The 22,039-nt window shown below is 71.8% G+C and carries 16 protein-coding genes; 8 read left to right on the forward strand and 8 right to left on the reverse strand.

What is annotated here, in order from left to right; genetic code table 11:
• The 7 genes from ACIG0D_RS07640 to ACIG0D_RS07670 all read left to right on the forward strand — a co-directional run bounded on the left by ACIG0D_RS07640 (position 1) and on the right by ACIG0D_RS07670 (position 6,022).
• Positions 1-537 (forward strand): hypothetical protein, encoded by a 537-nt coding sequence (locus tag ACIG0D_RS07640; protein ID WP_399796982.1) that lies wholly within the window; start codon positions 1-3, stop codon positions 535-537.
• Positions 538-569: 32 nt separating this feature from the next.
• A complete protein-coding gene (locus ACIG0D_RS07645) occupies positions 570-1,373 on the forward strand; it encodes a hypothetical protein (RefSeq protein WP_399796984.1) in 804 nt (267 codons plus the stop codon).
• Positions 1,374-1,633: 260 nt separating this feature from the next.
• Positions 1,634-2,473: a TIM barrel protein gene (locus ACIG0D_RS07650; RefSeq protein WP_399796986.1), complete on the forward strand. Its 840-nt coding sequence runs from the start codon at positions 1,634-1,636 to the stop codon at positions 2,471-2,473.
• A gap of 34 nt (positions 2,474-2,507) precedes the next feature.
• Positions 2,508-3,422, forward strand: coding sequence for a 2-hydroxy-3-oxopropionate reductase (locus ACIG0D_RS07655; RefSeq protein ID WP_399796988.1), 915 nt, complete (start codon positions 2,508-2,510; stop codon positions 3,420-3,422).
• A gap of 184 nt (positions 3,423-3,606) precedes the next feature.
• Positions 3,607-5,064, forward strand: a complete 1,458-nt coding sequence (locus ACIG0D_RS07660) for a catalase (RefSeq protein WP_399796989.1) — start codon at positions 3,607-3,609, stop codon at positions 5,062-5,064.
• Between the two features lie 294 nt (positions 5,065-5,358).
• Complete coding sequence (locus tag ACIG0D_RS07665; RefSeq protein WP_365766061.1) at positions 5,359-5,595, forward strand: hypothetical protein; 237 nt, start codon at positions 5,359-5,361, stop codon at positions 5,593-5,595.
• A 157-nt stretch (positions 5,596-5,752) separates the two neighbouring features.
• Complete coding sequence (locus tag ACIG0D_RS07670; RefSeq protein WP_399796991.1) at positions 5,753-6,022, forward strand: hypothetical protein; 270 nt, start codon at positions 5,753-5,755, stop codon at positions 6,020-6,022.
• Positions 6,023-6,419: 397 nt separating this feature from the next.
• Here ACIG0D_RS07670 and gcl read toward each other — a convergent pair whose 3' ends face one another.
• Positions 6,420-8,204 (reverse strand): glyoxylate carboligase, encoded by a 1,785-nt coding sequence (gene gcl, locus ACIG0D_RS07675; protein WP_399796993.1) that lies wholly within the window; start codon positions 8,202-8,204, stop codon positions 6,420-6,422.
• Between the two features lie 220 nt (positions 8,205-8,424).
• Between gcl and ACIG0D_RS07680 the strand changes: the two genes are divergently transcribed.
• Positions 8,425-9,093 (forward strand): hypothetical protein, encoded by a 669-nt coding sequence (locus ACIG0D_RS07680; protein ID WP_399796994.1) that lies wholly within the window; start codon positions 8,425-8,427, stop codon positions 9,091-9,093.
• A gap of 110 nt (positions 9,094-9,203) precedes the next feature.
• Here ACIG0D_RS07680 and ACIG0D_RS07685 read toward each other — a convergent pair whose 3' ends face one another.
• The 7 genes from ACIG0D_RS07685 to ACIG0D_RS07715 form a co-directional block, all read right to left on the reverse strand.
• Positions 9,204-10,322 carry a lytic polysaccharide monooxygenase gene (locus ACIG0D_RS07685; protein WP_399796995.1) on the reverse strand — a complete coding sequence of 373 codons (1,119 nt, stop codon included), beginning with the start codon at positions 10,320-10,322 and terminating at the stop codon, positions 9,204-9,206.
• Between the two features lie 57 nt (positions 10,323-10,379).
• Positions 10,380-12,605 (reverse strand): glycoside hydrolase family 6 protein, encoded by a 2,226-nt coding sequence (locus ACIG0D_RS07690; RefSeq protein WP_399796997.1) that lies wholly within the window; start codon positions 12,603-12,605, stop codon positions 10,380-10,382.
• 83 nt (positions 12,606-12,688) lie between these two features.
• The gene (locus ACIG0D_RS07695; protein ID WP_399796998.1) at positions 12,689-14,947 is read right to left on the reverse strand and encodes a glycoside hydrolase family 3 N-terminal domain-containing protein; all 2,259 of its coding nucleotides are present in this window, start codon (positions 14,945-14,947) and stop codon (positions 12,689-12,691) included.
• Positions 14,948-15,056: 109 nt separating this feature from the next.
• On the reverse strand, positions 15,057-16,190 hold the full coding sequence (locus tag ACIG0D_RS07700) for a cellulose binding domain-containing protein (RefSeq protein ID WP_399797000.1): 1,134 nt from the start codon (positions 16,188-16,190) through the stop codon (positions 15,057-15,059).
• Between the two features lie 334 nt (positions 16,191-16,524).
• Positions 16,525-18,924 (reverse strand): glycoside hydrolase family 9 protein, encoded by a 2,400-nt coding sequence (locus tag ACIG0D_RS07705; RefSeq protein ID WP_399797001.1) that lies wholly within the window; start codon positions 18,922-18,924, stop codon positions 16,525-16,527.
• Between the two features lie 395 nt (positions 18,925-19,319).
• Positions 19,320-20,720 (reverse strand): MFS transporter, encoded by a 1,401-nt coding sequence (locus ACIG0D_RS07710; RefSeq protein ID WP_399797003.1) that lies wholly within the window; start codon positions 20,718-20,720, stop codon positions 19,320-19,322.
• 150 nt (positions 20,721-20,870) lie between these two features.
• Positions 20,871-21,971 (reverse strand): LLM class flavin-dependent oxidoreductase, encoded by a 1,101-nt coding sequence (locus tag ACIG0D_RS07715; protein ID WP_399797005.1) that lies wholly within the window; start codon positions 21,969-21,971, stop codon positions 20,871-20,873.
• Positions 21,972-22,039 lie beyond the last annotated feature (68 nt).

Consider the following 22,039-nt stretch of genomic DNA (forward strand, 5'->3'; position numbering starts at 1 on the left):
ATGAAGTCGCGCACCGACGGGGTGAGGCCGCGCGTCGACCGCGTGCGGCGGTGGGTGCGCGCGCTGCGGCGGAGTTCGGTGGCGCTGGTGGCGGCGACGGTCCTCACGACCGCGGCGGCCGTCTGGCTGAGCGCGCAGGTGTACGAGCAGCGGCAGACGGAGCAGCGACGGCAGGACGTCCTGGCCGCGGCCCGCCGGTCGGCGCTGAACTTCACCTCGCTCGACTACCGGCACTACGACCGCGACAGCCGCACCGTGCTGCGGGGCGCCACCGGCGACTTCAGGGAGCAGTTCGCGGCGCAGACCGAGGAGCTGACCCGGCTGGTGCGGCAGAACAAGTCGGTGTCGAAGGGACAGGTCCTGGAGGCGGGCATCGTGCGCGCCGACGAGCGCTCCGCCCGGGTGCTGGTGGTCGCGGACAGCGAGGTCACCAACGTCGCCGTGCCGAAGGGCGAGGCGCGCACCTACCGCTTGCAGCTCGACCTGGTCCTGGAGAAGGGCCGCTGGCTGACCTCCGACGTGGAGTTCGTCGGATGAGCCCGCACGTATCACTCGTGAGGAGAACGACCGTGTCCCACCCGAGCACCAGGAGCCGCGGCCCCGGCTCGTCACCCGCCCGGCGCACCCTGACCGCGGCGGCCCGCGCGGCGGCCAAGCGCGCGGAGCGGGCGGATCAGGAGCCCCGCGAGGCCTCAGAGCCCCGTAAGCCGCGGCGCGAGGAGGCGCGACCGCGCTCCGGCCGGACGGTCGTCATCGAGCCGCCGGACGGCTGGGACGACCCACCGGAGCCCGTGCCGGACCGCGCGGACGGCACAGACGGCACGTCGGACGACTCCGACGGCACAGACGGCGCGGATCTCGTCCTCCCCGTGCGCCGGCGCCGGATCGGCACCCTCTCCCTCACGGTCCTGCTCCTCGCGGCCCTGGTCGCGGCAGGCGTGCTGGGCCGGCAGTACCAGCAGGGGCGGGTGACCGAGCAGGCGCGCGAGGAGGCGCTGGCGGCGGCGCGGAAGGCCGCGCCGGTAGTGCTGTCGTACGACCACCGGCGGCTGGAGCGCGACTTCGCCCGGGCGCGGGCCCTGCTGACCGGGGAGTTCCGGGAGGAGTACGCCCGCACGACGAAGGCGGTGGTGGGGCCGACGGCGCGGAAGTACCGGGGTGTGGTGAAGGCGACGGTCGTGACACCGCCCGAGGGCGGACCCGCGGCCTCGGTGGTGTCGGCCTCGCCGGACCGGGTGGTCGTGCTGCTCTTCGTCAACCAGGTCACCGAGAGCACCCAGGTCACCGGGTCCCGGGTGGATCTGAACCGGGTGCGGATCACGATGGCCGACACGGACGACGGCTGGAAGGTGAGCGCCGTCGACGCCCTCTGAGCCGCCCGGAACGCCCTCCAGCCCGCTCCGAACCGCCTCCAGCCCTCTCCGAACCCCTCCGAACACCTCTGACCTGCACACCTGAGGAGCCCCCGCGCCACGGCGCGGGGGCTCTTTTTGCGTACCCGGCTCGCCTCCGGCTCTTGACAGCCCTCCCCGCCGACAGGCAGTCTTCCCCATGTCTTCCATTAAGCAGAAATCAACTTCCGCAATGCGAAATAGCTAGCGGAGCAGCAAGCCAGGAAGGGAGCGCGGCCCCGATGGGATTCGCAGACCAGCGCTTCAACGTCAACCTGTCGATCCTCTTCACGGAACTCCCGCTCCTGAAGCGCCCTGCGGCCGCCGCCGCGGCCGGCTTCTCCGCGGTCGAGCTGTGGTGGCCCTGGATCGACTCGCCCACCCCCGCGCAGTCCGAGCTGGACGCGCTCAAGAAGGCCATCGAGGACGCGGGCGTCCAGCTCACCGGCCTCAACTTCTACGCCGGGCAGCTCCCCGGCCCCGACCGCGGCGCCCTGTCGGTGCCCGGTGAGGAGTCGGAGAGGTTCCGCGCCAACATCGACGTGGCCGCCGGCTTCGCCGCCTCGCTCGGCTGCAAGGCGCTGAACGCGCTCTACGGCAACCGCGTGGAGGGCGTGGACCCCGCCGAGCAGGACGCGCTCGCGCTGGAGAACCTGACGCTCGCGGCCCGGGCCGCCGACCGGATCGGCGCGATCCTGCTGATCGAGGCGCTGAACCAGCCCGAGTCGCCGCTCTACCCCCTGGTGAGCGCCCCGGCCGCGGTGGGGATCGTCGACAAGGTCAACGACGCGACGGGACTCGGCAACGCCAAGTTCCTCATGGACCTCTACCACCTGTCCATGAACGGCGAGGACCTGCCGTCGGTGATCGAGCGGTACGCCGCGAAGACCGGCCACGTGCAGATCGCCGACAACCCCGGCCGCGGCGCCCCCGGCACCGGCACCCTGCCGCTGGAGGACCTGCTCGACCAGCTGAGGAAGGCCGGCTACGACGGCTGGGTCGGTCTGGAGTACAAGCCCGGCGACCGCCCGAGCGCCGAGGCCTTCGACTGGCTGCCCGCCGAGGCCCGCGCCGCCCGCTGACCACCTTGCACTTGCACCAAGAGAGGCACCCATCATGAGCAACCTTCCCGCTTCCTCCCACCCGGCCCGCCCGGCGATCGCCTGGATCGGCCTCGGCATCATGGGCTCCCCCATGTCCGAGAACCTGATCAAGGCGGGCTACAGCGTCACCGGCTACACCCTGGAGCAGGAGAAGCTGGACCGCCTGGCCGCCGCCGGCGGCACCGCGGCCGGTTCGATCGCCGAGGCCGTGCGCGACGCCGACGTGGTCATCACGATGGTCCCCGCCTCCCCGCAGGTCGAGGCCATCGCCTACGGCCCGGACGGCATCCTGGAGAACGCCAAGTCCGGCGCCCTGCTGATCGACATGTCCTCGATCACCCCGCAGACCTCGGTCGACCTGGCGAAGAACGCCAAGGAGAAGGGCATCCGCGTCCTGGACGCCCCCGTCTCCGGCGGCGAGGCCGGCGCCATCGAGGCCGTGCTCTCCATCATGGTCGGCGGCGAGAAGGCCGACTTCGAGGAGGCCAAGCCGATCTTCGAGGCGCTGGGCAAGACCATCGTGCTGTGCGGTCCGCACGGCTCCGGCCAGACCGTGAAGGCCGCCAACCAGCTCATCGTCGCCGTGAACATCCAGGCGTGCGCCGAGGCCGTGGTCTTCCTGGAGAAGTCCGGCGTGGACCTCGCCGCGGCCCTGGACGTCCTCAACGGCGGCCTCGCCGGCTCGACCGTGCTGACGCGGAAGAAGGACAACTTCCTGAACCGCGACTTCAAGCCGGGCTTCCGGATCGACCTGCACCACAAGGACATGGGCATCGTCACCGACGCCGCCCGCAACGTCGGCGCCGCGCTGCCGGTCGGCGCCGTGGTCGCCCAGCTGGTCGCCTCGCTGCGCGCCCAGGGCGACGGCGGCCTCGACCACTCGGCCCTGCTGCGGGCCGTCGAGCGCCTGTCGGGCGCCCAGGTCTGATCCACCGGACCCCGTCCGCCCCCAGACCCCGGGCGGCGCCGCTGCTGACACCTGTCCTGTCGCGCCCAGGCGGCGGCGCCGCCCGGAATCCACTTCAACAAACTGTTGACGCCCAGATCGGCCCACTTCTAGGCTCCACAAAGCGGAAACGGGTTTCCGCTGCCCCTCGTACGGAAGGTCCACGATGTCGAAGCGCGTGCTCACCACCGAGTCCGGCGCCCCGGTCGCCGACAACCAGAACTCCGCCTCCGCCGGCGTCGGCGGCCCTCTCCTGATCCAGGACCAGCACCTGCTGGAGAAGCTGGCGCGCTTCAACCGGGAGCGCATTCCGGAGCGTGTCGTGCACGCCCGCGGCTCCGGCGCCTACGGCTACTTCGAGGTGACCGACGACGTCACCGGCTTCACCCACGCCGACTTCCTGAACTCCGTCGGCAAGCGCACCGAGGTGTTCGTGCGCTTCTCGACCGTGGCCGACTCGCTGGGCGGCGCGGACGCGGTGCGCGACCCCCGCGGCTTCGCGGTGAAGTTCTACACCGAGGAAGGCAACTACGACCTCGTCGGGAACAACACCCCGGTCTTCTTCATCAAGGACCCGATCAAGTTCCCCGACTTCATCCACTCGCAGAAGCGCGACCCGTTCACCGGCAAGCAGGAGCCGGACAACGTCTGGGACTTCTGGGCCCACTCCCCCGAGGCCACCCACCAGGTGACCTGGCTGATGGGCGACCGCGGCATCCCGGCGTCGTACCGCCACATGAACGGCTACGGCTCGCACACCTACCAGTGGACGAACGAGCAGGGCGAGGCCTTCTTCGTCAAGTACCACTTCAAGACGAACCAGGGCATCCGCTGCCTGTCCACCGAGCAGGCCCAGGAGGTCGCGGGCAAGGACCCCAACTCCCACCAGACGGACCTGCTCCAGGCGATCGAGCGCGGTGTGAACCCGTCCTGGACCCTCTACGTCCAGATCATGCCGGCGGCCGAGGCCGCGGACTACCGCTTCAACCCGTTCGACCTGACCAAGGTGTGGCCGCACAAGGACTACCCGCTGCAGCGCGTCGGCCGCCTGGTGCTGGACCGCAACCCGGACAACGTGTTCGCCGAGGTCGAGCAGGCCGCGTTCTCCCCGAACAACTTCGTGCCCGGCATCGGCCCCTCCCCGGACAAGATGCTCCAGGGCCGCCTGTTCGCCTACGCCGACGCGCAGCGCTACCGCCTGGGCGTCAACCACACCCTGCTCCCGGTGAACGCCCCGAGGGCGACCGAGGCGAACAACTACGGCCGCGACGGCTTCATGGCCCTCAACGGCCAGGGCCGCCACGCCAAGAACTACGAGCCGAACTCCTACGACGGCCCGGTGGAGACCGGCCGCCCGCTGGCGGCCCCGCTCGCCGTGTCCGGCCACACCGGCACCCACGAGGCCCCGCAGCACACCAAGGACGACGACTTCTTCCAGGCGGGCGAGCTGTACCGCCTGATGAGCGAGGAGGAGAAGTCCCGGCTCGTCGCCAACATCGCCGGCGGCCTGTCCCAGGTCTCCCGCGACGACGTGGTCGAGAAGAACCTGGCCCACTTCCACGCCGCCGACCCGGAGTACGGCAAGCGCGTGGAGGAGGCGGTCCGCGCCCTGCGCGAGGACTGAGACGCCACGACTCCCTGACCGCGCCCGGCCGCCGGACGGCCCGGATGAGGGGTGGTCGCCCGAAGCGGGCGGACGCGGACAGGGTGCGGACCGCGGCGGTGTGCGAGCCAGTGCGGTGGTGAAGGACCGAGACTCCCTTCTCGACCTGAGGGAAGAGTGCTCCCGGTTCCGTCGCATCCGCCGCGGTCCCAGCAACATCCCGGACGAGCGCCGGGTGCGGACGGTCCCGCACCCGGCGCTTTCCCATGCCCGCTCCGGGGTGCGGATCGCGCCCGCCCGCAGCAGCCTGAAGGCATGGCACACGCATCGCACCATCCGCACGTCGTGGTCCATCCGCCGGCCCTGGACGGTTCCCGCCGGGTCACCGAGGGCGACGAGACGCTGGGCATCGCCACGCACGCCGACGACGTGGGCGAGATCCTGCGGCTGGCCGATCTGTACGTCACCGACGTGGCGGAGAGCGACCTCATCGAATGGCAGGGCGGCGGCCCCGACGACTGGCCGGGGCTGTCGGAGCACCACGAGAGCTGAACAGCCGTACGTCAGCGGTCGTACGGCCGCTACGACACCCTCAAATCAACCTCTGAACCCGCCCCCGGGAGGCGTGACCGGCCCCCGGGGGCGGGCACAGTGCTGTCACGGGGCCCGCCGGCACGGGGGCGGCGGGCCCCGGCACGGGGGTGAAGCCATGAGCGACGGTACGGCGGCCCTGGCGCCGCACGAGATCGCGCTGCTGCGGGGCGGCCCGCGCGCCGCCGTCACCGTCGCTCTGGTGGCACTCCATCTGCGGGGCATGGTGGAACCCGGACCGCCGGGCACGGTCCGCGCGGTGCCCTGGCACGCCGCGACCGCCGAACTCCCCCGCCCTTCGAGGACGTCGTGCACTCCGCCCTGGACCGGCCGCTGCGGCCACGCCGGCTCATGCGCCACCCGGACGTCCGGCCGGCCGTGGCCCTGACCCGCGTCCCGCTCGCCGAGGCCGGACTGCAGAGCCGGCCGTTCCTCGGCCCGACGCGGGCCGCCCGGCGCGAGCTGGCGGCCCTGCGGGCCGGCACCCGCTACCGGTCCGTCGGTACGGCCTGCCCGACCACGACAAGCTGCCGGCCGTCGCCCTGCACGGCGAGACCGTCATGAAGGCGCTCGTGCCGCGGTTCGCCCACCGGGCGGGTCTGCTGTCCCGCGTCGAGGTGGCGGACGTACGGGCACCAGCCCCTCCTGGGGCCACGGCGGCGCGGCACCCATCTGCGGGGGCGGGGATGCGGCGTGCGGGCATGCGGAAGGGCGGCCCACCCCCCGGATGAGCCGCCCTTGCCGCTTGAGCCTTACGTCGTGAGCCTCACGCCTTCTTTCGCGCCTTACGCCTTCAGGGTCCGCAGCGACGTCGGGGCGTGGCCCGGCTCGGTCGCGATCTCCTCGAACTCGACGACGTTGCTGATGTCGTTGGTCGTGGACATCGAGATGTTGGTGACCCGCTCCAGGATCGCCTCGACGACGACCGGCACCCGGTACTCGGCGGCCAGCTTCTTCGCCTGCTCGAAGGCGGCGCCCAGTTCGCTCGGGTCGGTCACCCGGATCGCCTTGCAGCCCAGGCCCTCGGCGACCTTGACGTGGTCGACGCCGTAGACGCCCAGCTCGGGCGAGTTGATGTTCTCGAACTCCAGCTTGACCTGGAAGTCGATGTCGAACGCCCGCTGCGCCTGGCGGATCAGGCCGAGGTAGGAGTTGTTGACCAGGACGTGGACGTACGGGATCTTGTGCTGCGCGCCGACCGCCAGCTCCTCGATCATGAACTGGAAGTCGTAGTCGCCGGAGAGGGCGACGACCTGCGCCTCCGGGTCGGCCTTGGCGACGCCGAGCGCGGCCGGGATGGTCCAGCCGAGCGGGCCGGCCTGGCCGCAGTTGATCCAGTGGCGGGGCCGGTAGACGTGCAGCATCTGCGCGCCGGCGATCTGGGAGAGGCCGATGGTGGAGACGTACCGGGTCTCCGGGCCGAAGGCCTTGTTCATCTCCTCGTAGACGCGCTGCGGCTTGATCGGGATGTCGTCGAAGTGCGTACGGCGCAGCAGGGTCGCCTTCTTCTCCTGCGCGGACGCGGCCCAGGCGGAGCGGTCGGGCAGCTTGCCCTCGGCCTTCAGCTCCTTGGCCACCTCGACGAACAGCTCCAGGGCGGCCTTCGCGTCGGAGGCGATGCCGTAGTCCGGGGCGAAGATCTTGCCGATCTGGGTCGGCTCCACGTCGACGTGGACGAACTTCCGGCCGGCGGTGTAGACGTCGAGCTTGCCGGTGTGGCGGTTGGCCCAGCGGTTGCCGATGCCGAGGACGAAGTCGGACTCCAGGAACGTCGCGTTGCCGTAGCGGTGCGAGGTCTGCAGGCCCACCATGCCGGCGTTCAGCTCGTGGTCGTCGGGCAGGACGCCCCAGCCCATCAGGGTGGGCACGACCGGGGTGCCGGTCAGTTCGGCGAACTCGACGAGCAGGTCGGCCGCGTCGGCGTTGATGACACCGCCGCCCGCGACGATCAGCGGGCGCTCGGCGGCGTTCAGCATGCCGATCGCCTTCTCGATCTGGGCGCGGGACGCGGCGGGCTTGTAAACCGGCAGCGGCTCGTAGGTCTCCGGGTCGAACTCGATCTCGGTGAGCTGGACGTCGATCGGCAGGTCGATCAGGACCGGGCCGGGGCGGCCGGAGCGCATCAGGTGGAAGGCCTGCTGGAAGACGCCGGGGACCTGCGCGGCTTCCAGGACGGTCACCGCCATCTTGGTGACCGGCTTGGCGATCGAGGCGATGTCGACGGCCTGGAAGTCCTCCTTGTGGATCACCGCGGTCGGGGCCTGTCCGGTGATGCACAGGATCGGGATGGAGTCGCCGATCGCCGAGTAGAGGCCGGTGATCATGTCGGTGCCGGCCGGGCCCGAGGTGCCGATGCAGACGCCGATGTTGCCGGGGTGGGTGCGGGTGTAGCCCTCCGCCATGTGGGAGGCGCCCTCGACATGGCGGGCGAGGGTGTGGTTGATACCGCCGGAGGCCTTGAGCGCCGCGTAGAACGGGTTGATCGCTGCGCCCGGCACACCGAACGCGTCACTGACGCCCTCGCGCTTGAGGATCTCAACTGCCGCGCGGGCAGCGGTCATACGAGCCATGGGAACTCCTGCTTCGGCTGTCGGATACGCACTCCCGTCGCGCCCCGCGGTGAGCACCTTCCGGATGTCCGGTCGCTGTGTTTCTTGCTTTCCGCTTGCTTTTCCGTATCGCGGAAACCAACTTCTACTATCTGGAAGCAATGTATGGGGGTGAGCGAAAGCCGTCAAGAGACGTCCTGACCGGCGGACAGGCGGGGCCCCGCCGGTGGACGATGGGGGCATGTCCCAGAGCGTGTCGGTGCGCTGTCCGGTCTGCCGGCGCGCCCATCTGTTCGCCGCGCAGAGCTATCCATGCGCGTGCGGAGCCCCCGTCGCACCGCCCCTCGATCCGCGCACCCCGGCGGCGCCCGTCACCCACCGCTCCTGGGACGAGGAGTGGGTGACCGTGCGCTGCGCCGCCTGCGACCGCCCCACCCAGTGGCCCCACCCCGAGCTGGGCTGCCCCTGCGGCACGGTGCTGCGCATCCCGGTGGCGGGCACGCACACCGCCGCGTGCGAGGACCCCGCCGAGCCGGTGCGCCCCGCCTTCCAGCCCGTCACCATCCGCACCGCCCGCGACGCGGTCACCGCCGCCGCCCTCTATCTGCGCTGGCTCGGCCACCGGGACGTACGCCGCGCGGTTCTGCGCCCGCCGTCCGGCGTCGCGCTCGCCGCGACCGGCCTGCTGGCCCAGGTGGACCCCACCCTGCGCCCGGCGGAGCCACGTGACGTGGAGTGCCTGTGGCTGGCCGCGATGACGGAGTCCGCGATCTGCGTCTACTTCTCCCTCGCCGGGTACACCGACCAGGCCCGCGCCCGCGCCGACACCCTCGGCGTGCCGCTGTTCGTGCTCGATCTGACGGGCACCCCGCAGCCGGTCAACGACCACGCCGACGCGCTCACCGCCTGAGCCCGCCGCCCACATCACAAGCGCACACACGACAGCGCCGGCCCCCGCGGGTGCGGGAGCCGGCGCCGCCGTTTCCGGATGGTGCAGGGTGTCGCCGGGTCGTGCGGGTGTTACGGGTTGACGCAGGTCACCGAGCCGACCGGCAGGTTGTTCCCGGTCGAGGTTGCGGTGAAGCCGAACGTCACCGTGCCGTCCGGCGGGATGGTGCGGTTGTGGTCGGCGTTCTTCACCGTCACCGTGCCGTCCGAGCCGGTGCTGAGCGTGCCGTTCCAGACCTGGCTGATCTTGGTTCCGTCGCCCGGCTGCCAGCGCACGGCCCAGCCCTCACGCGCGGTGGTGTTGTGGTTCATCACCTCGACGGACCCCTGGAAGCCGCCGCTCCAGTAGTTCGTCACCTTGTAGAGGGCCATGCACCCGGTGTGCGGGTCGGTCGGGGTCGGCGTGGGCGTCGGGGTCGGGGTCGGCGTCGGAGTGGGGGTCGGCGTCGGGTTCGGGGTCGGGGTGCTCCCCGAGCCGCGGATGCCGGTCACCTCGCCGTTGCCGCCGTCGAAGACGATGTCGGAGCAGGAGAAGAAGTTCTCCTGGCTGTCCGAGCGCACCCACTGGATGAACATCATCGCGTCACCCGAGCGGCCCGAGGGCAGCTTCAGGTCCCAGTAGTAGTGGCCGGAGTCCGAACCCACCGAACCCGACTGCGGCGGGTTGGTGACCGTCTGGATCAGCTCGAGGTCGCCCCAGCCCAGGGGCTTGGTGGGCGAGTAGCCGGGCTTGGAGACGTACACCCGGAAGCTGCCCGGGTGGTGCGCCCAGTTGCTGTGCTTGATGCGGATCGTCGCCCCGGAGGTCAGGTGCGTCCGGGGCCAGTCCGCGCGGGCGGCGTTGTAGCCGGTGAAGTTGTACGGGGAGCGGTCACCGGCGCTGCAGATCTTGCCGTCCGGGACGTAACCCGGACCGCGTCCGCCCGCGTTGGAGTCGAGCACGGCGAACCAGTTGTACAGGGCCGTCGAACCGCTCTCGGCGAGCGCGGCCTTGCACGCGGGGTTCGTCGGGTCGAGGGCGCCGGTGCTGGTCTTGGCGTCCAGATAGCAGAGGTAGGTCCGCGATCCGGGCATCATCGTCACGCCGTGCGCCTGCGCGCTGCCCTGGCCGATCAGGGCCAGGCCGAGGCCGCTGAGCAAGGTGGCCAGCACCGCCAGTAAGGACAGTGATCGTTTGTTGGTTCTCGCCATCGTGTCTCCTGTGATGGTGGTGGGGTTGTGTGGGTCTCCTCGGGGGTTCGGGGCCGGTCAGGAGGCCGGCGGGGTGCCCCACGCCAGGGCGCCGCTCAGGTAGGCGGGGATCTTCGGGGCGTCGGCGTAGGAGGTGGCGGTCGTACGGCTGTAGTCGCCGGCCTCGTCGAACGCGGACCAGTCGGACTTGGCCATGCGCAGCTGGAGGTCGCCGGTGTCCTTGCCGGCGGCCAGGGTGCCGCTCTTGAAGCCGACCTCCAGGTAGGCGTCCGCGCCCGCGACCGGCGTGCTCAGCGGCACCACCCGCAGCGTGAGGTTGGAGCAGCCCACGCCCGCGTAGTCGCAGAAGGCGTTCACGGTGGACGAGCCGCCGTCACGCGTGAAGTAGTAGCGGGCGGTGACCTTGGTGAGGTCCACGGAGGCGCTGCCGGTGTTGGCGATCCGCAGGCCGGGGCGGATGCCGTTGTCGGTGGCCGAGGCGTCGTTGTTCTTGTAGGTGACCTTGAGACCGCCGACCGGGTCGGGACTGCCGCCGCCCGCCTCGGTGGTGACGCTCAGCGCGGTCGAGGCCGCGGAGACGTTCCCCGCGGCGTCCCGGGCGCGCACGGTGTAGCTGTACGCCGTGGCGGCGCTCAGCCCGGTGTCGGTGAACATGGTCCCGGTGACGGGCGAGGCGCTGACCTTGGTGCCGTCGCGGTAGACGTCGTAGCCGGTGACGCCCACGTTGTCGGTGGCCGCCGTCCAGGCCAGGGAGACGCTGGACGCGGTCTTCGCGGTGGCCCGCAGACCGGTCGGCGCGGTCGGGGCCGTGGTGTCGGACGGGTCCGGGTTGCCGCCGCCGTCGGTGGGCACGGCCGGGTACGCGTTCCGGACCAGCATCGAGAACTGGTCGTGGAACCAGTGCCCGGCGAGCGGCGCGTCGGGCATCGCGCCGGTCGGGTTGCCGCCCGCGTTGGGCGCCGTGTAGTCCGGGTTGCACATCGGGTCGGGGCGCTTGCCCTCCTCGTTCGGGATGTCCTTGCTCGCGCCGTCCGACTCCCCCGGCGGCTTGATCCACAGGAAGGCGTCGAGGTGCGAGTCCGGGTAGCCGGAGGGCGAGGCCTGCGGGGGCTGCCCGAGTCCCGCGCCGTTCACGTTGCACCACAGGCCGCGGTGGGTGCGGCGGTCCACCTTGGACTGGCTGACGTAGGTGTCGAGGACCGTGCTGGTGGACTCGGCGGTCGGCCGCCCCGCGCCGCCCCAGCCGTTGCGGGAGGTGTCGACGACCATGCCGGTGGAGGCGGGCCAGCCCTGCGCCACCAGCGCGGCGTGCACGGCCTTGGTGAAGTCCGACTCGTCGAAGTTCGGGTTCCACTCGTAGTACTTGCCGGACCGGATCTGGTTGCCGCCGACCGTCTTGTTCGGGTCGGGGAGGAACGGCTCGGCGAGCGGCGTGTAGTTGGAGACGTTGGTGATCAGCCCGTCCACGCTGCGCAGGCCGTCCGTGGTGCCCTTGACGACGTCCGTGTAGAGCTGGGTGGTCTGGGAGAGGTTGTTGTCCCAGCCGAGCCAGCCCGAGTGGGCGAAGTCCATGTACGTGTACACGTTCGGGATGGCGTGCAGCTTGTTCAGCGCGTACCGGATCGCGTCGACCTGGATGCCGCTGCTCTTGGCCTGGGCGCACTCCGGGTCGGAGAGGTTGGTGACCAGGTTCGGCAGGCCGTCCGGCTCGATGACCGTGGTGATGCGGATGTCCTGGTACTTGGGGTTGGCGAAGACCTTGGCGATCTCGTCGATGTACTCGCTCTTGTAGCGCGCCAGGCCCTCGGCGGTGAGGGGAAGTTCACCGTTCGAGGCGAGCGCGGCGCAGTCGCGGCCCGGCAGGTCGTACACGACGAAGGTGGCGACGAGCGGCTGCCCGGGCTTCTTCTGCGCGAGCGCCAGGTCGAGGTGGTCGGCGAGGCTCTTGCGGCCCGCGTTGGCGTCGCCGCCGTGGATGGCGGCGATCCGGTCCAGCCAGACCGCCGTCGGATAGCTCTTGACCTTCTCCATCTTCGCCTTGAGCGTGGCGTCGGAGGTCTTGGCGATGGACCCGTCCACGAGGCGGGCGTAGTCCGGGTTCAGGTAGAACGAGGCTCCGGCGAACGGGTTGTCGACGTGTGCCTCGGCGGCGGACGCCTGGGGCGCGGACAGCTGGGCCGCGGCCCCCAGCAGCAGGGTGCTCAGCGCGGTGGCCAGCGCCGCCGCCCGCCTGCGGTGCGGTCGGCGCGGGCGGGCGCCCCTGCGCCTGGTCCGGTCTGTCATGTGCTCTCCTCGAGTGCGGGGGTGCGGGCGACGGGGTGGGGACGTCCGCGGGATCGACCGGTGGGGAGAACCGTGGGTCCGGTTCAGGCGGGTGTGCAGCGCGGGGCGGGGGTGCCCGCGGTGCCGTTCGCCGTGTAGCCGAACGAGGTGGTGGCGCCGGCGGCGAGGGTGCCGTTGGTGCCGGTGTTGCGGACCGTGATCCGGCCGTTCGCGACCGTGTGGGTGCCGTTCCAGAGGCTGGTGACGGTCGCGCCGCCCAGGTCCCAGTCGACCGTCCAGCCCGTGATCGGGCCGGTGCCGGTGTTCTTGACGGTGACCTCCGCCTGGTGGCCGCCCGGCCAGGAGTTGACCAGCTTGTGGGTGGCGGTGCAGGCCTTGGCCGGGGTCGGGTCGGGATCGGGATCCGGGTCCGGGCCGGGGTTCGTGCCGTAGGTCAGGCCGTGCCCGTAGGGGAAGAGCGGGCTCTTGCCGTCGCCGTCGTTGACGGGCTGCTGGGAGGCGCTGCGCATCCAGCTCATGGGCAGCTTGCCGGTCGGCGCGTGGTCGCCGAACAGCACGTCCGCCACTCCGCCGCCCTCGGTCCCGGGCAGCCAGGCCGCCAACAAGGCTTTCCAGTCAGGCAGTTGGGCCGCGATGTCCAGCGGCCGGCCGGAGACCAGCACCACCACGACGGGCACCCCGCTCGCCTTCAGCCGGGCCAGGGTCTGCAGGTCCTCCTGGTCGAGGCCCATGCCGTCGGGGCGGTCGCCGCGCATCTCCGCGTACGGGGTCTCCCCTACGACGGCCACGGCGGCCGTGTAACTGCCGTCGATGCCGTTGCCGTACCGGTCGTAGGTGACCCGGGAGGAGTCGGCCACGGCGGACCGGATGCCCTGGAGGACGGTCGTGCCCTCGGTCACGGGACCGCTGCGGCCCTGCCAGCCGAGGGTCCAGCCGCCGCTCTGGTTGCCGATGTCGTCGGCGGACTTCCCGGCGACGAACAGCTTGCCCGTCTTCGGCAGCGGCAGGATGTTGCCGTCGTTCTTGAGCAGCACCTGCGAGGCGCGCACCGCCTGCCGGGCGAGGGTGCGGTGGGCGGCCGAGCCGACCGTGGAGGTGTACGACCGGTCGGTCAACGGCCGCTCGAACAGGCCGAGTTGGAACTTCTTCGTCAGGATGCGCCGGTTGGCGTCGTCGATCCGCGCCATGGACACCCGGCCCGCGGTGACCTCGCCGCGCAGCAGGCTCAGGAACTTCTTGTAGTCGTGCGGGACCATCACCATGTCGACGCCCGCGTTCACGGCGGTGGCGATCTCGGCGCCGGTGAACCCGGTCTGCCCGTCGAGCTGGTCGACGGCGGCCCAGTCGGAGACGACGAACCCGGTGAAGCCCAGCTCGCCCTTGAGTACGTCGGTGACCAGGTACTTGTGGGCGTGCGAGCGCACCCCGTTCCAGCTGCTGTAGGACAGCATCACCGAGCCCACGCCGCGCTTGACCGCCTCCTTGAAGGGCGGCAGGTGGATCGCGCGCAGCTCCGCCTCGGTGAGCTGGGTGTTGCCCTGGTCGACTCCGCCGGTGGTGCCGCCGTCGCCGAGGTAGTGCTTGGCGGTGGCGAGCACGGAGGCCGGGTCGCCGCCCAGGGTGCCGCCCTGGAGGCCGGTGATGAACGACGTCATGGCGGTGGGCAGTTCGGGCGTCTCGCCGAACGACTCGTAGGTGCGGCCCCAGCGGTCGTTGCGGGCCACGCACAGACAGGGCGCGAAGGACCAGTCGATGCCGGTGCCGGCCACCTCCTCGGCGACCGCGCGCCCGATCCGCTGCACGAGCGCGGGGTCGCGGGTGGCGCCGAGGCCGATGTTGTGCGGGAAGATCGTCGCGCCGCGCACCGCGTTGTGGCCGTGCACCGCGTCGATGCCGTAGATCATCGGGATGCCCAGCGGGGTGGTCAGGGCGGTGCGCTGGAGGGAGTCGTAGGTGTCGGCCCAGGTCTGGGCGTTGTTGGGGCTGACCGTGGAGTCGCCGCCGGAGAGCACCGAGCCGATGCGGTAGGTGGCGAGGTCGGACTGCGGGACGAGGGCGTCCTTCTCGATCTGGGTCATCTGGCCGAGCTTGTCGTCCAGCGTCATCCGGCCCAGCAGGTCGTCGACCCGCTGGGGCACGGGCAGCGACGGGTCCTGGTACGGCAGGACGGCGGCGGCCCGCGGAGTGTCCCGCTCCGGCGGGGCGGCGGCGGTCAGCCCGGTCACGGCGAGCGCGGCGGCGCACAGCGCGGCGACGAAGGCGGTACGGCGTGCGGAGCGGGCGGAGCGTAAGGGGCGCGCGGGCGCCGCGGATGCGCGGGCCGCGGGGAGGAGCGGGGTCATGACGGGCTGGCCTTTCCGGGTGCGGGCCGGAGGGGCGGGGGGTTGGAACGCTCCGGGGTCCGCCCTGTCGGCGCAGGGCGGAGCCCGGAGCGGGTCGGTGCGCCGCCGGTCAGGCGACGGAACAGGTGGTGCCGTTCAGGGTGAACGCGGAGGGCTCGGCGAAGTTGCCGCTGTAGGTGCCCTGGAACCCGAAGGTCTGGCTGGCACCGGCCGCGAGCCGCGCGTTGTGCGCGACGGGGCTCGCCGTGACGGCGCCCGACGACCCGGACAGGGTCGCGTTCCAGGCGCTGGTGATCCGCTGTCCGGACGGCAGCGTGAAGCCCAGCTTCCAGTTGTCGACGGCGGTGGTGCCGGTGTTCTTCACGGTCACGTTGGCGGTGAAGCCGCCCTGCCAGACGTTGGTGTCGTACGCCACCTGGCAGCCGGCCGCCGGGTCGCCCGGGTCACCGGGGCCGCCGCCGCCACCGAGGTTCACGGCGGAGGAGAAGGAGTTCACCGCGAGCCCGGCGCCGTTCTGCCACGGCTCGAACCCGGCCTGAACGCTCGTCAGGTACCAGTTGCTCTGCGCCATGCCGCGGGCGACGGTCTCGTCGACGAAGTCCATGACGTCGAAGCTCCAGCTGGAGATCGCCGACGGGGCGACGAAGGAGATCACGTCGTTGGACCCGTTGCTGCCGGTCCACACCTCCCAGCTGCGCCCGCCGACGGTGGCGGTGGCGACGCGGGAGCCGATCGGCTGGATCGAGCCGACCCGGTTGAACCAGATCATGATCTCGGTCCGGTTGACGCCGTCGGTGCGGGGCGTCGGGTCCAGCCAGATGTCGTACGAGGCGTTGTACACGGCGTTGGAGACGTAGCCGTACGAGATGCTGCTCGGCGCGCTGGAGATGGAGCTGATCTGCGCGGGGAGGTTGGTCCCCGGCGAACAGTTCGTGTAGTGGCAGCCGTTGAAGACGGACGGGTACGACTTGGGGGCGCCGTTGGTCGGCACCGAACCGTCGGCCGTGGTGAGCCGGAAGCCGGTGTCGGTGGCGGTGACGCACTGGGTGGCGCTGGTGCCCCAGCGGTTGTTCTGGACGACGTAGCGGCCCTGGATCACGGTCGATCCGTACTGCTCGCAGATCAGCGTGTCCGCCTGGGCGGGCGCGCTGCCGACGAGCAGCGCCGCGAGGGTGGTCAGAGCGGTGAGGAGCGCGCCGAACAGGGCGCGGGCGGTGCGGAGGCGGTGCGGTGACGATCGCATGCGGGGCCTCTCTCCGAGGGAACCGGATTTCGACAGGGGACGCTGTGCGGTTTTTCGGGTGTCGGGAGCGCTCCCATCTCCCCACTGATGGGAGCGCTCCCACCCCACCGGTTTCGGACGCGACTGTAGGAGTCCGTCCATGCCCCTGACAACCCTGTGGACACGAATCCGTCGAATGGATTTCGAAGTCGCAGGTCAGCGGGATGAGTCCGACCCGCCCGATCAACGAGCAAGCCGGACAAGGGAATTGGGAGCGCTCCCGAAAAGTTGCGGGAACGGGTTGGGCGGGGGTCATATGGAGGTCGGATGAGAACCGGATGGGGACAGAAGGCAATCAGGTGGTGCAGGTACGGCCGTTGAGCGTGAACGCGGTGGGCGCGCCCGCCGGAGTCCCGCTCGCCTGGAAGCCGAAGCTCGCCGTACCGCCCGCGGGCAGGGCGGCGTTGTGCCCGGCATGGGAGGCGGTGACGTCGGCTCCGGACTGGGTGAGCGTGGCGTTCCAGGCGTTGGTGACCTTCTCGGTGCCCTTGAAGGAGAAGCCGAGCTTCCATCCGTTCACGGCCGTGGTCCCGGTGTTCCGCACCCGCACCTCGGCGGTGAATCCGCCGTTCCAGGAGGAGCCGACGGTGTAGGTGACGGCGCAGCCTTCGGCGGGTGTGGGGGTCGGGGTGGGAGTGGGAGTGGGCGTGGGCGTGGGAGTCGGGGTCGGCGTGGGGGTGGGTGTCGGGGTCGGTTCCGGATCGGGGGTGCTTCCGTCCGAGGCCGGCGGTGTGCCCCACTGCCGCTGTGCGCCCTCCAGCAGGACGATGTTGGGGGCGTCCACCGGGGTGCTGCCCGGGGTGGTGGCGATCCGCTGGTACGACCAGTCGTTGCCGGGACTCCAGGCACCGGCGGAACTGATCCGGAACTGCACCTCCTTGCGGTACGCGGACTGGCCGGCGGGTGCGATGACGGTGTCGGAGCAGTCCACGGTGACGTAGTAGACGTCGCCCGCGTGCCGGGTGGGCCCGGAGACCGGCCCGCACTGGTTGTAGTTGGTGGTGACGCTGATCTGGCTCGGCTGGACCCCCGGCTCCAGGGTGAAGTAGTAGCGCAGGGAGCTGTCGGTGAGGGCGCGGGCGGGCCAGGCGGACTTGTTGACGAGATAGGCCTTGATCTCGGTGAAGTTGGCGCCGGAGGCGTTCACCGAGGCCTGCACGGACATCTCCGGACCGTCGGGTGTCTCGGGCTCGGGGAAGTCGCTCAGCGGGGCGCCGCCGTACTCGGCGTGGAGGCGGGCGAGGGCACCGGTGAAGGCCGCGTTGTAGTCGGTGGCGACCTCGTTGTTGACGTAGTTCTGCCGGTCGTCGGTGTAGGCGTCGTCGGCCGCGCTGGGACCGCCGACGAGGGCGCCGTACAGCACGTGCCGGCTGTCGGCGGGGTTGGTGATCTGGTCGGACCAGGACCCGTGCGCCGTACGGTGATGGGGTTTGGTCGGCGGATTGACCCCGAACCCGACGACGTAACTCGCCTTGCGCGGATTGTCACCGAGGGCGTAGTTGATCTGCCGGACGGCGAAGTCGTGGTAGCGGGCCTTGCGCGTGGGGTCGCCGGTGAGCCAGTCCGAGTAGACGAGCGCGGCGAACGCGGTGTTGGCGGCGTAGCGCAGGGAGCCCCAGCTGTCGAGGACGGCCTGTCCGCCGGGCGAGTAGCGCACCCGGCTGCCGTTCACGCCGACGGTCCACCAGTCCAGCCAGCGGTTGGCGTCGTCGATGTACTTCTGCTTGCCGGTGAGCTGGGCGAGCAGGACGTAGGCGCCGTAGGAGCTGTCGTCCCAGGAGAGGGTCCAGCGGTAGGAGCGGGTGGAGGTCTGGGGTTCGGTGGAGAGGTTGTCGTAGTAGCTCTCGGCCTTGGCGAGATAGGCGGGGTCGCCGGTGGCCTTGTGCAGCCAGATCGCGCCCCACACCAGCTCGTCGCGGTACCCGCTCCAGGAGTTGTAGTAGCTCTGCGCGTCGGTGATGCAGTCGCTGTACTCGCCGCGGTAGGTGTCGGCGAAGGCGTAGAGCTGCTTGGCGTGGGTGAGCAGCTTGTCGGCGTAGGCGGCGTCGCTGTCCTTGAAGACCATCGAGGAGGCGGCCATCGCGGCGGCGGTCTGCCCGGCGAGGTCGGAGCCCGGGCAGGAGGCGTCGATCTTGAACGCGGGACGCTCCATCGGCATGACCTCGGCGGGCCCCCACCAGGCGTGGTCCTTGCCGCCGTGCCCGACCTGCCCGTAGAGCACGTTGGGCGAGGGATGGGCCTTGACGAAGTAGTCGTTGACGAACCGGAGGTTGTTCTTCAGATGGCCCCACTGACCGGTGTCGGTGTAGGCGGCGCGCTCCTCCAGCCCGCCCCACGCCAGGACGGTCGCCGAATACGCCATCGGCAGGCCGAACTTGACGTGGTCACCGGCGTCGTACCACCCGCCGGTGAGGTCGAGGCCGACGTCCTTGCCGTCGTTGAGCGCGGAGTCGCCGCGCCAGCCGACCCGGTTCCAGTCCGGGAGTTCACCGGACTGCTGGGCCTCGTAGAACAGCAAAGATTTCTGTAGGGCCTCGCCGTAGTTGAACGCGGGCGCGGCGGCCGACGGGCCGGCGGCGGCGAGCGGCAGCAGCAGCCCGGCGGTGACGGTGGCGGCGAGGGCGAGGGGGCCGGCGGCGCCGGCGGTGCCGGGGCGTCTGCGGCGGCCGAAAAGGGTGAGGGGGTGCGGGCGCAACGGATCGTCCTTTCCGTACGAGGGTGCGCGGGAGGATGGATCTGGGTCGTGCCGTACCGGGGAAGCGGCCCCTCGGGGCGTCGCACGAGGCGTGCGTGAGGCGTGGTGGAAGCCCGGCGCCGGCTCGCGTCCGCGGGGAGGCGAGGCGGGAGCAGACGCCGGGAGCCCATGACCTTGGGAGCGCTCCCACGTGCTGGCCATGAAGCCAGCGGGGGGCGTCGGTGTCAAGAGAAGCGGGGGGAGGAGAAACGGGCGGGTGGGAGGCGGGTGGGTGGGGAATGGGCGGAGCGTGCCGGTGCGGGGGCTGCCGGTGAGCCGGTGCTGGGGCTGCCGGTGCGGGGTGGGGGCTGCTCGGGTGGGGGGTGAGCGCCGCGCCGGCCGTCCGGGCAGGCGGTTCAGGTCCGGGCGGTGACGATGACCGCGGGGAGGAGAGCGAGGGCGAGGGCGGCGCCGGTGAGGGCGAGCAGGGGGTAACTCGCTACGGCGACGACGATGCCGGAGGTCATGCCGCCGGTGGCCCCGGCGATGGCGATGGCGACGTCGACCACGCCCTGGGTCTTGGCTCGCGTGGCGAGCGGAACGGCGTCGGTGATGACGGTCGTGCCGCTGACGAGGCCGAGGTTCCATCCGAGGCCGAGCAGGGTGAGAGCGACGGCGAGCAGGACGACGGAGTCGGCGGGCGCGGCGGCGGCGAGGAGGCCGGCGGCCAGCAGGGTCACGCCGGAGGCGGTGGCCGTCACGGTGGGGCCGTAGCGGTCGGTGAGCGCTCCCGTCAACGGCGAGGGCAGATACATCGCGCCGATGTGCAGGGCTATGACGAGGCCGGAGGCGGCGGTGCCGTGGCCATGGTCCTGCATGTGCACGGGGGTCATCGTCATGATCGCGACCATGATGAGCTGGCTGAGGACCATGACCAGTACGCCGAGCGGCAGGCCGGGGCGGCGGTGTGCGGTGGGCTGCGGGAGGGCGGGGGCCGGCCCGGTGGCGGTGTGCTCCGCCGGCTCGGGTCCGGCGGGGCGGGCCTCCGGTCCGGCGGGGCGGGCCTCCGGTCCGGCGGGGAGGGCCTCCGATCCGGCGGGGCGGGCCTCCGATCCGGCGGCACGGGCCTCCGGTCCGGCGGGGAGGGTGCGGGCGAGCAGGAGGGGGTCGGGGCGCAGCCAGATCAGCAGGGTCAGTGCGGCCAGGGCGAACGCGGCGCCGGAGACGAGGAACAGGCCGCTCAGCGGGGGCAGTGCGAGGGCGGCGGCGAGGTGCCCGGCGGGGGCGGTGAGGTTGGGGCCGATGACGCCGCCCAGGGTGGTGGCGACCAGGACGGTGGACAGGGCGCGGGCGCGGTGCCGTGGGGCGGCGAGGTCGGCTCCGGCGTAGCGGGCCTGGAGGTTGGCGGCGGTGCCGGCGCCGTAGAGGAAGAGGGAGACGAACAGCAGGGCGGGGTTGGCGAGGGCGGCGGCGAGGACGACTCCGGCACCGCCGAGGGCGCCCGCGAGGTAGCCGGCGGCCAGGCCGGGGCGGCGGCCGCGGGACTGGGAGATACGGCCGATGGTGACGGCGGCGAGGGCGGAGCCCGCGGTGAGCAGGGCGCTGGGCAGCCCGGCCAGGGTGGTGGAGTGGAGCATGTCCTGAGCCAGCAGGGCGGCCACGGTGACGCCTGCCGCGAGTCCGACACCGCTGAGGATCTGGGACGCCAGCAGGATGACCAGGATCCGCTTCTGCGTCTCGGGCAGGGAAGGGGCAGGGGTGGCCGGTGGGGCCTGGGCCGGTCTGCCACCGGGTGGCGTGGTCGCGCCGTTGCGCATGGTGTCTCCGTTACGAGGTCGCGAGCTTGCGAGGTCGCGGGCCCGAAGGTGCTGTGGTGGGTGGGGTGTGCGGTGCCGGACATGCTGCCTGGCCGGCCGCGCCCGCCGGGCGGCCCCCGTGAACCGCCCGGCGGGCGTGGCGGGGCCGTGTCAGCGAGCGGACTCGGCCACCGGACTGGCCGGCAGGTGGTAGGCGTCGGCGATGAGCTGCGTGGAGTGCAGGAGCGCCTGGGGACTGTGGCCCACACTGGCGATCATGATCTCGTCGGGGCTCGCTGCCTCGTGCAGGCGGTCGAGGTGCTCGGTGACCTGGTCGGGGGTGCCGTGCAGGACGCTGTCGATCCAGCGGTCGAGGACCAGCCGCTCGGAGGCGGTGTAGGGGTGGGCGGCGGCCTCGTCGGGCGTGGGCACGAGGTAGGACCTGCCGTGGAGCATGCGCATCATGCTGTGGGCGTAGCTGCGCGTCTGGCGCAGGGCCTCGTGCTCGTCGTCGGCGGCCATGACGGCGAAGCTGGCCAGCGCGTACGGCTCGGCGAGGACGGCGGAGGGGGTGAACCGGTCGCGGTAGAGGCGGAGCGCGTCCGCAACGTGATCGGGCGAGAAGTGGGCGGCGAAGGCGAAGGGCAGGCCGAGGCGGGCGGCGAGCCGGGCGGAGTATCCGGAGGAGCCCAGCAGCCAGACCGAGGGCCGGCCGGTGGTCTGTGAGAGCCCGTTCTCCTTGTCCTGGCCGGGTCCGGGGACGGCGTAGACGCGCCCGCGGTAGGGGTGTTCCTCGGGGAAGTCGTCGTCGAGGAACCGCAGCAGCTCGATGACCTGCCGCGGGAAGTCGTCGTCGTCCGAACGTCCGCGGCGCAGGGCCGCGGCGGTGGCTTGATCGGTGCCCGGGGCGCGGCCCAGACCGAGGTCGACGCGGTCCGGGGCGAGGGCCTGGAGCAGGCCGTACTGCTCGGCGACGATGAGCGGGGGGTGGTTGGGCAGCATCACTCCGCCCGCGCCGAGCCGCAGGCGCGTGGTGTGGGCGGTGAGCCGGGCCAGCAGGACGGCGGGGCTGGAGGAGGACACGCCGGGCATGGAGTGGTGCTCGGTCACCCAGTAGCGGGTGAAGCCGCGGCTCTCGGCGAGCCGGGCCAGGGCGATGCTGCCGGACAGGGCCTCGGCGGCGCTGATACCGCGGCCGGCCAGGGCGGTGTCGAGGACGGACAGCGGCGCGGGAGCGGATCCGCGGGCCGTGCCCTTGATGGGGTCGTTCACGGGGGTTTCCTTCTGGGGGTGTGCCGGACCGGTGCGGGGTGGCCTGGCCGGGCCGGTCGAAGGGCCGC

It is taken from the genome of Streptomyces sp. NPDC052773 (assembly GCF_044547145.1).
Taxonomy (GTDB): Bacteria; Actinomycetota; Actinomycetes; order Streptomycetales; family Streptomycetaceae; genus Streptomyces.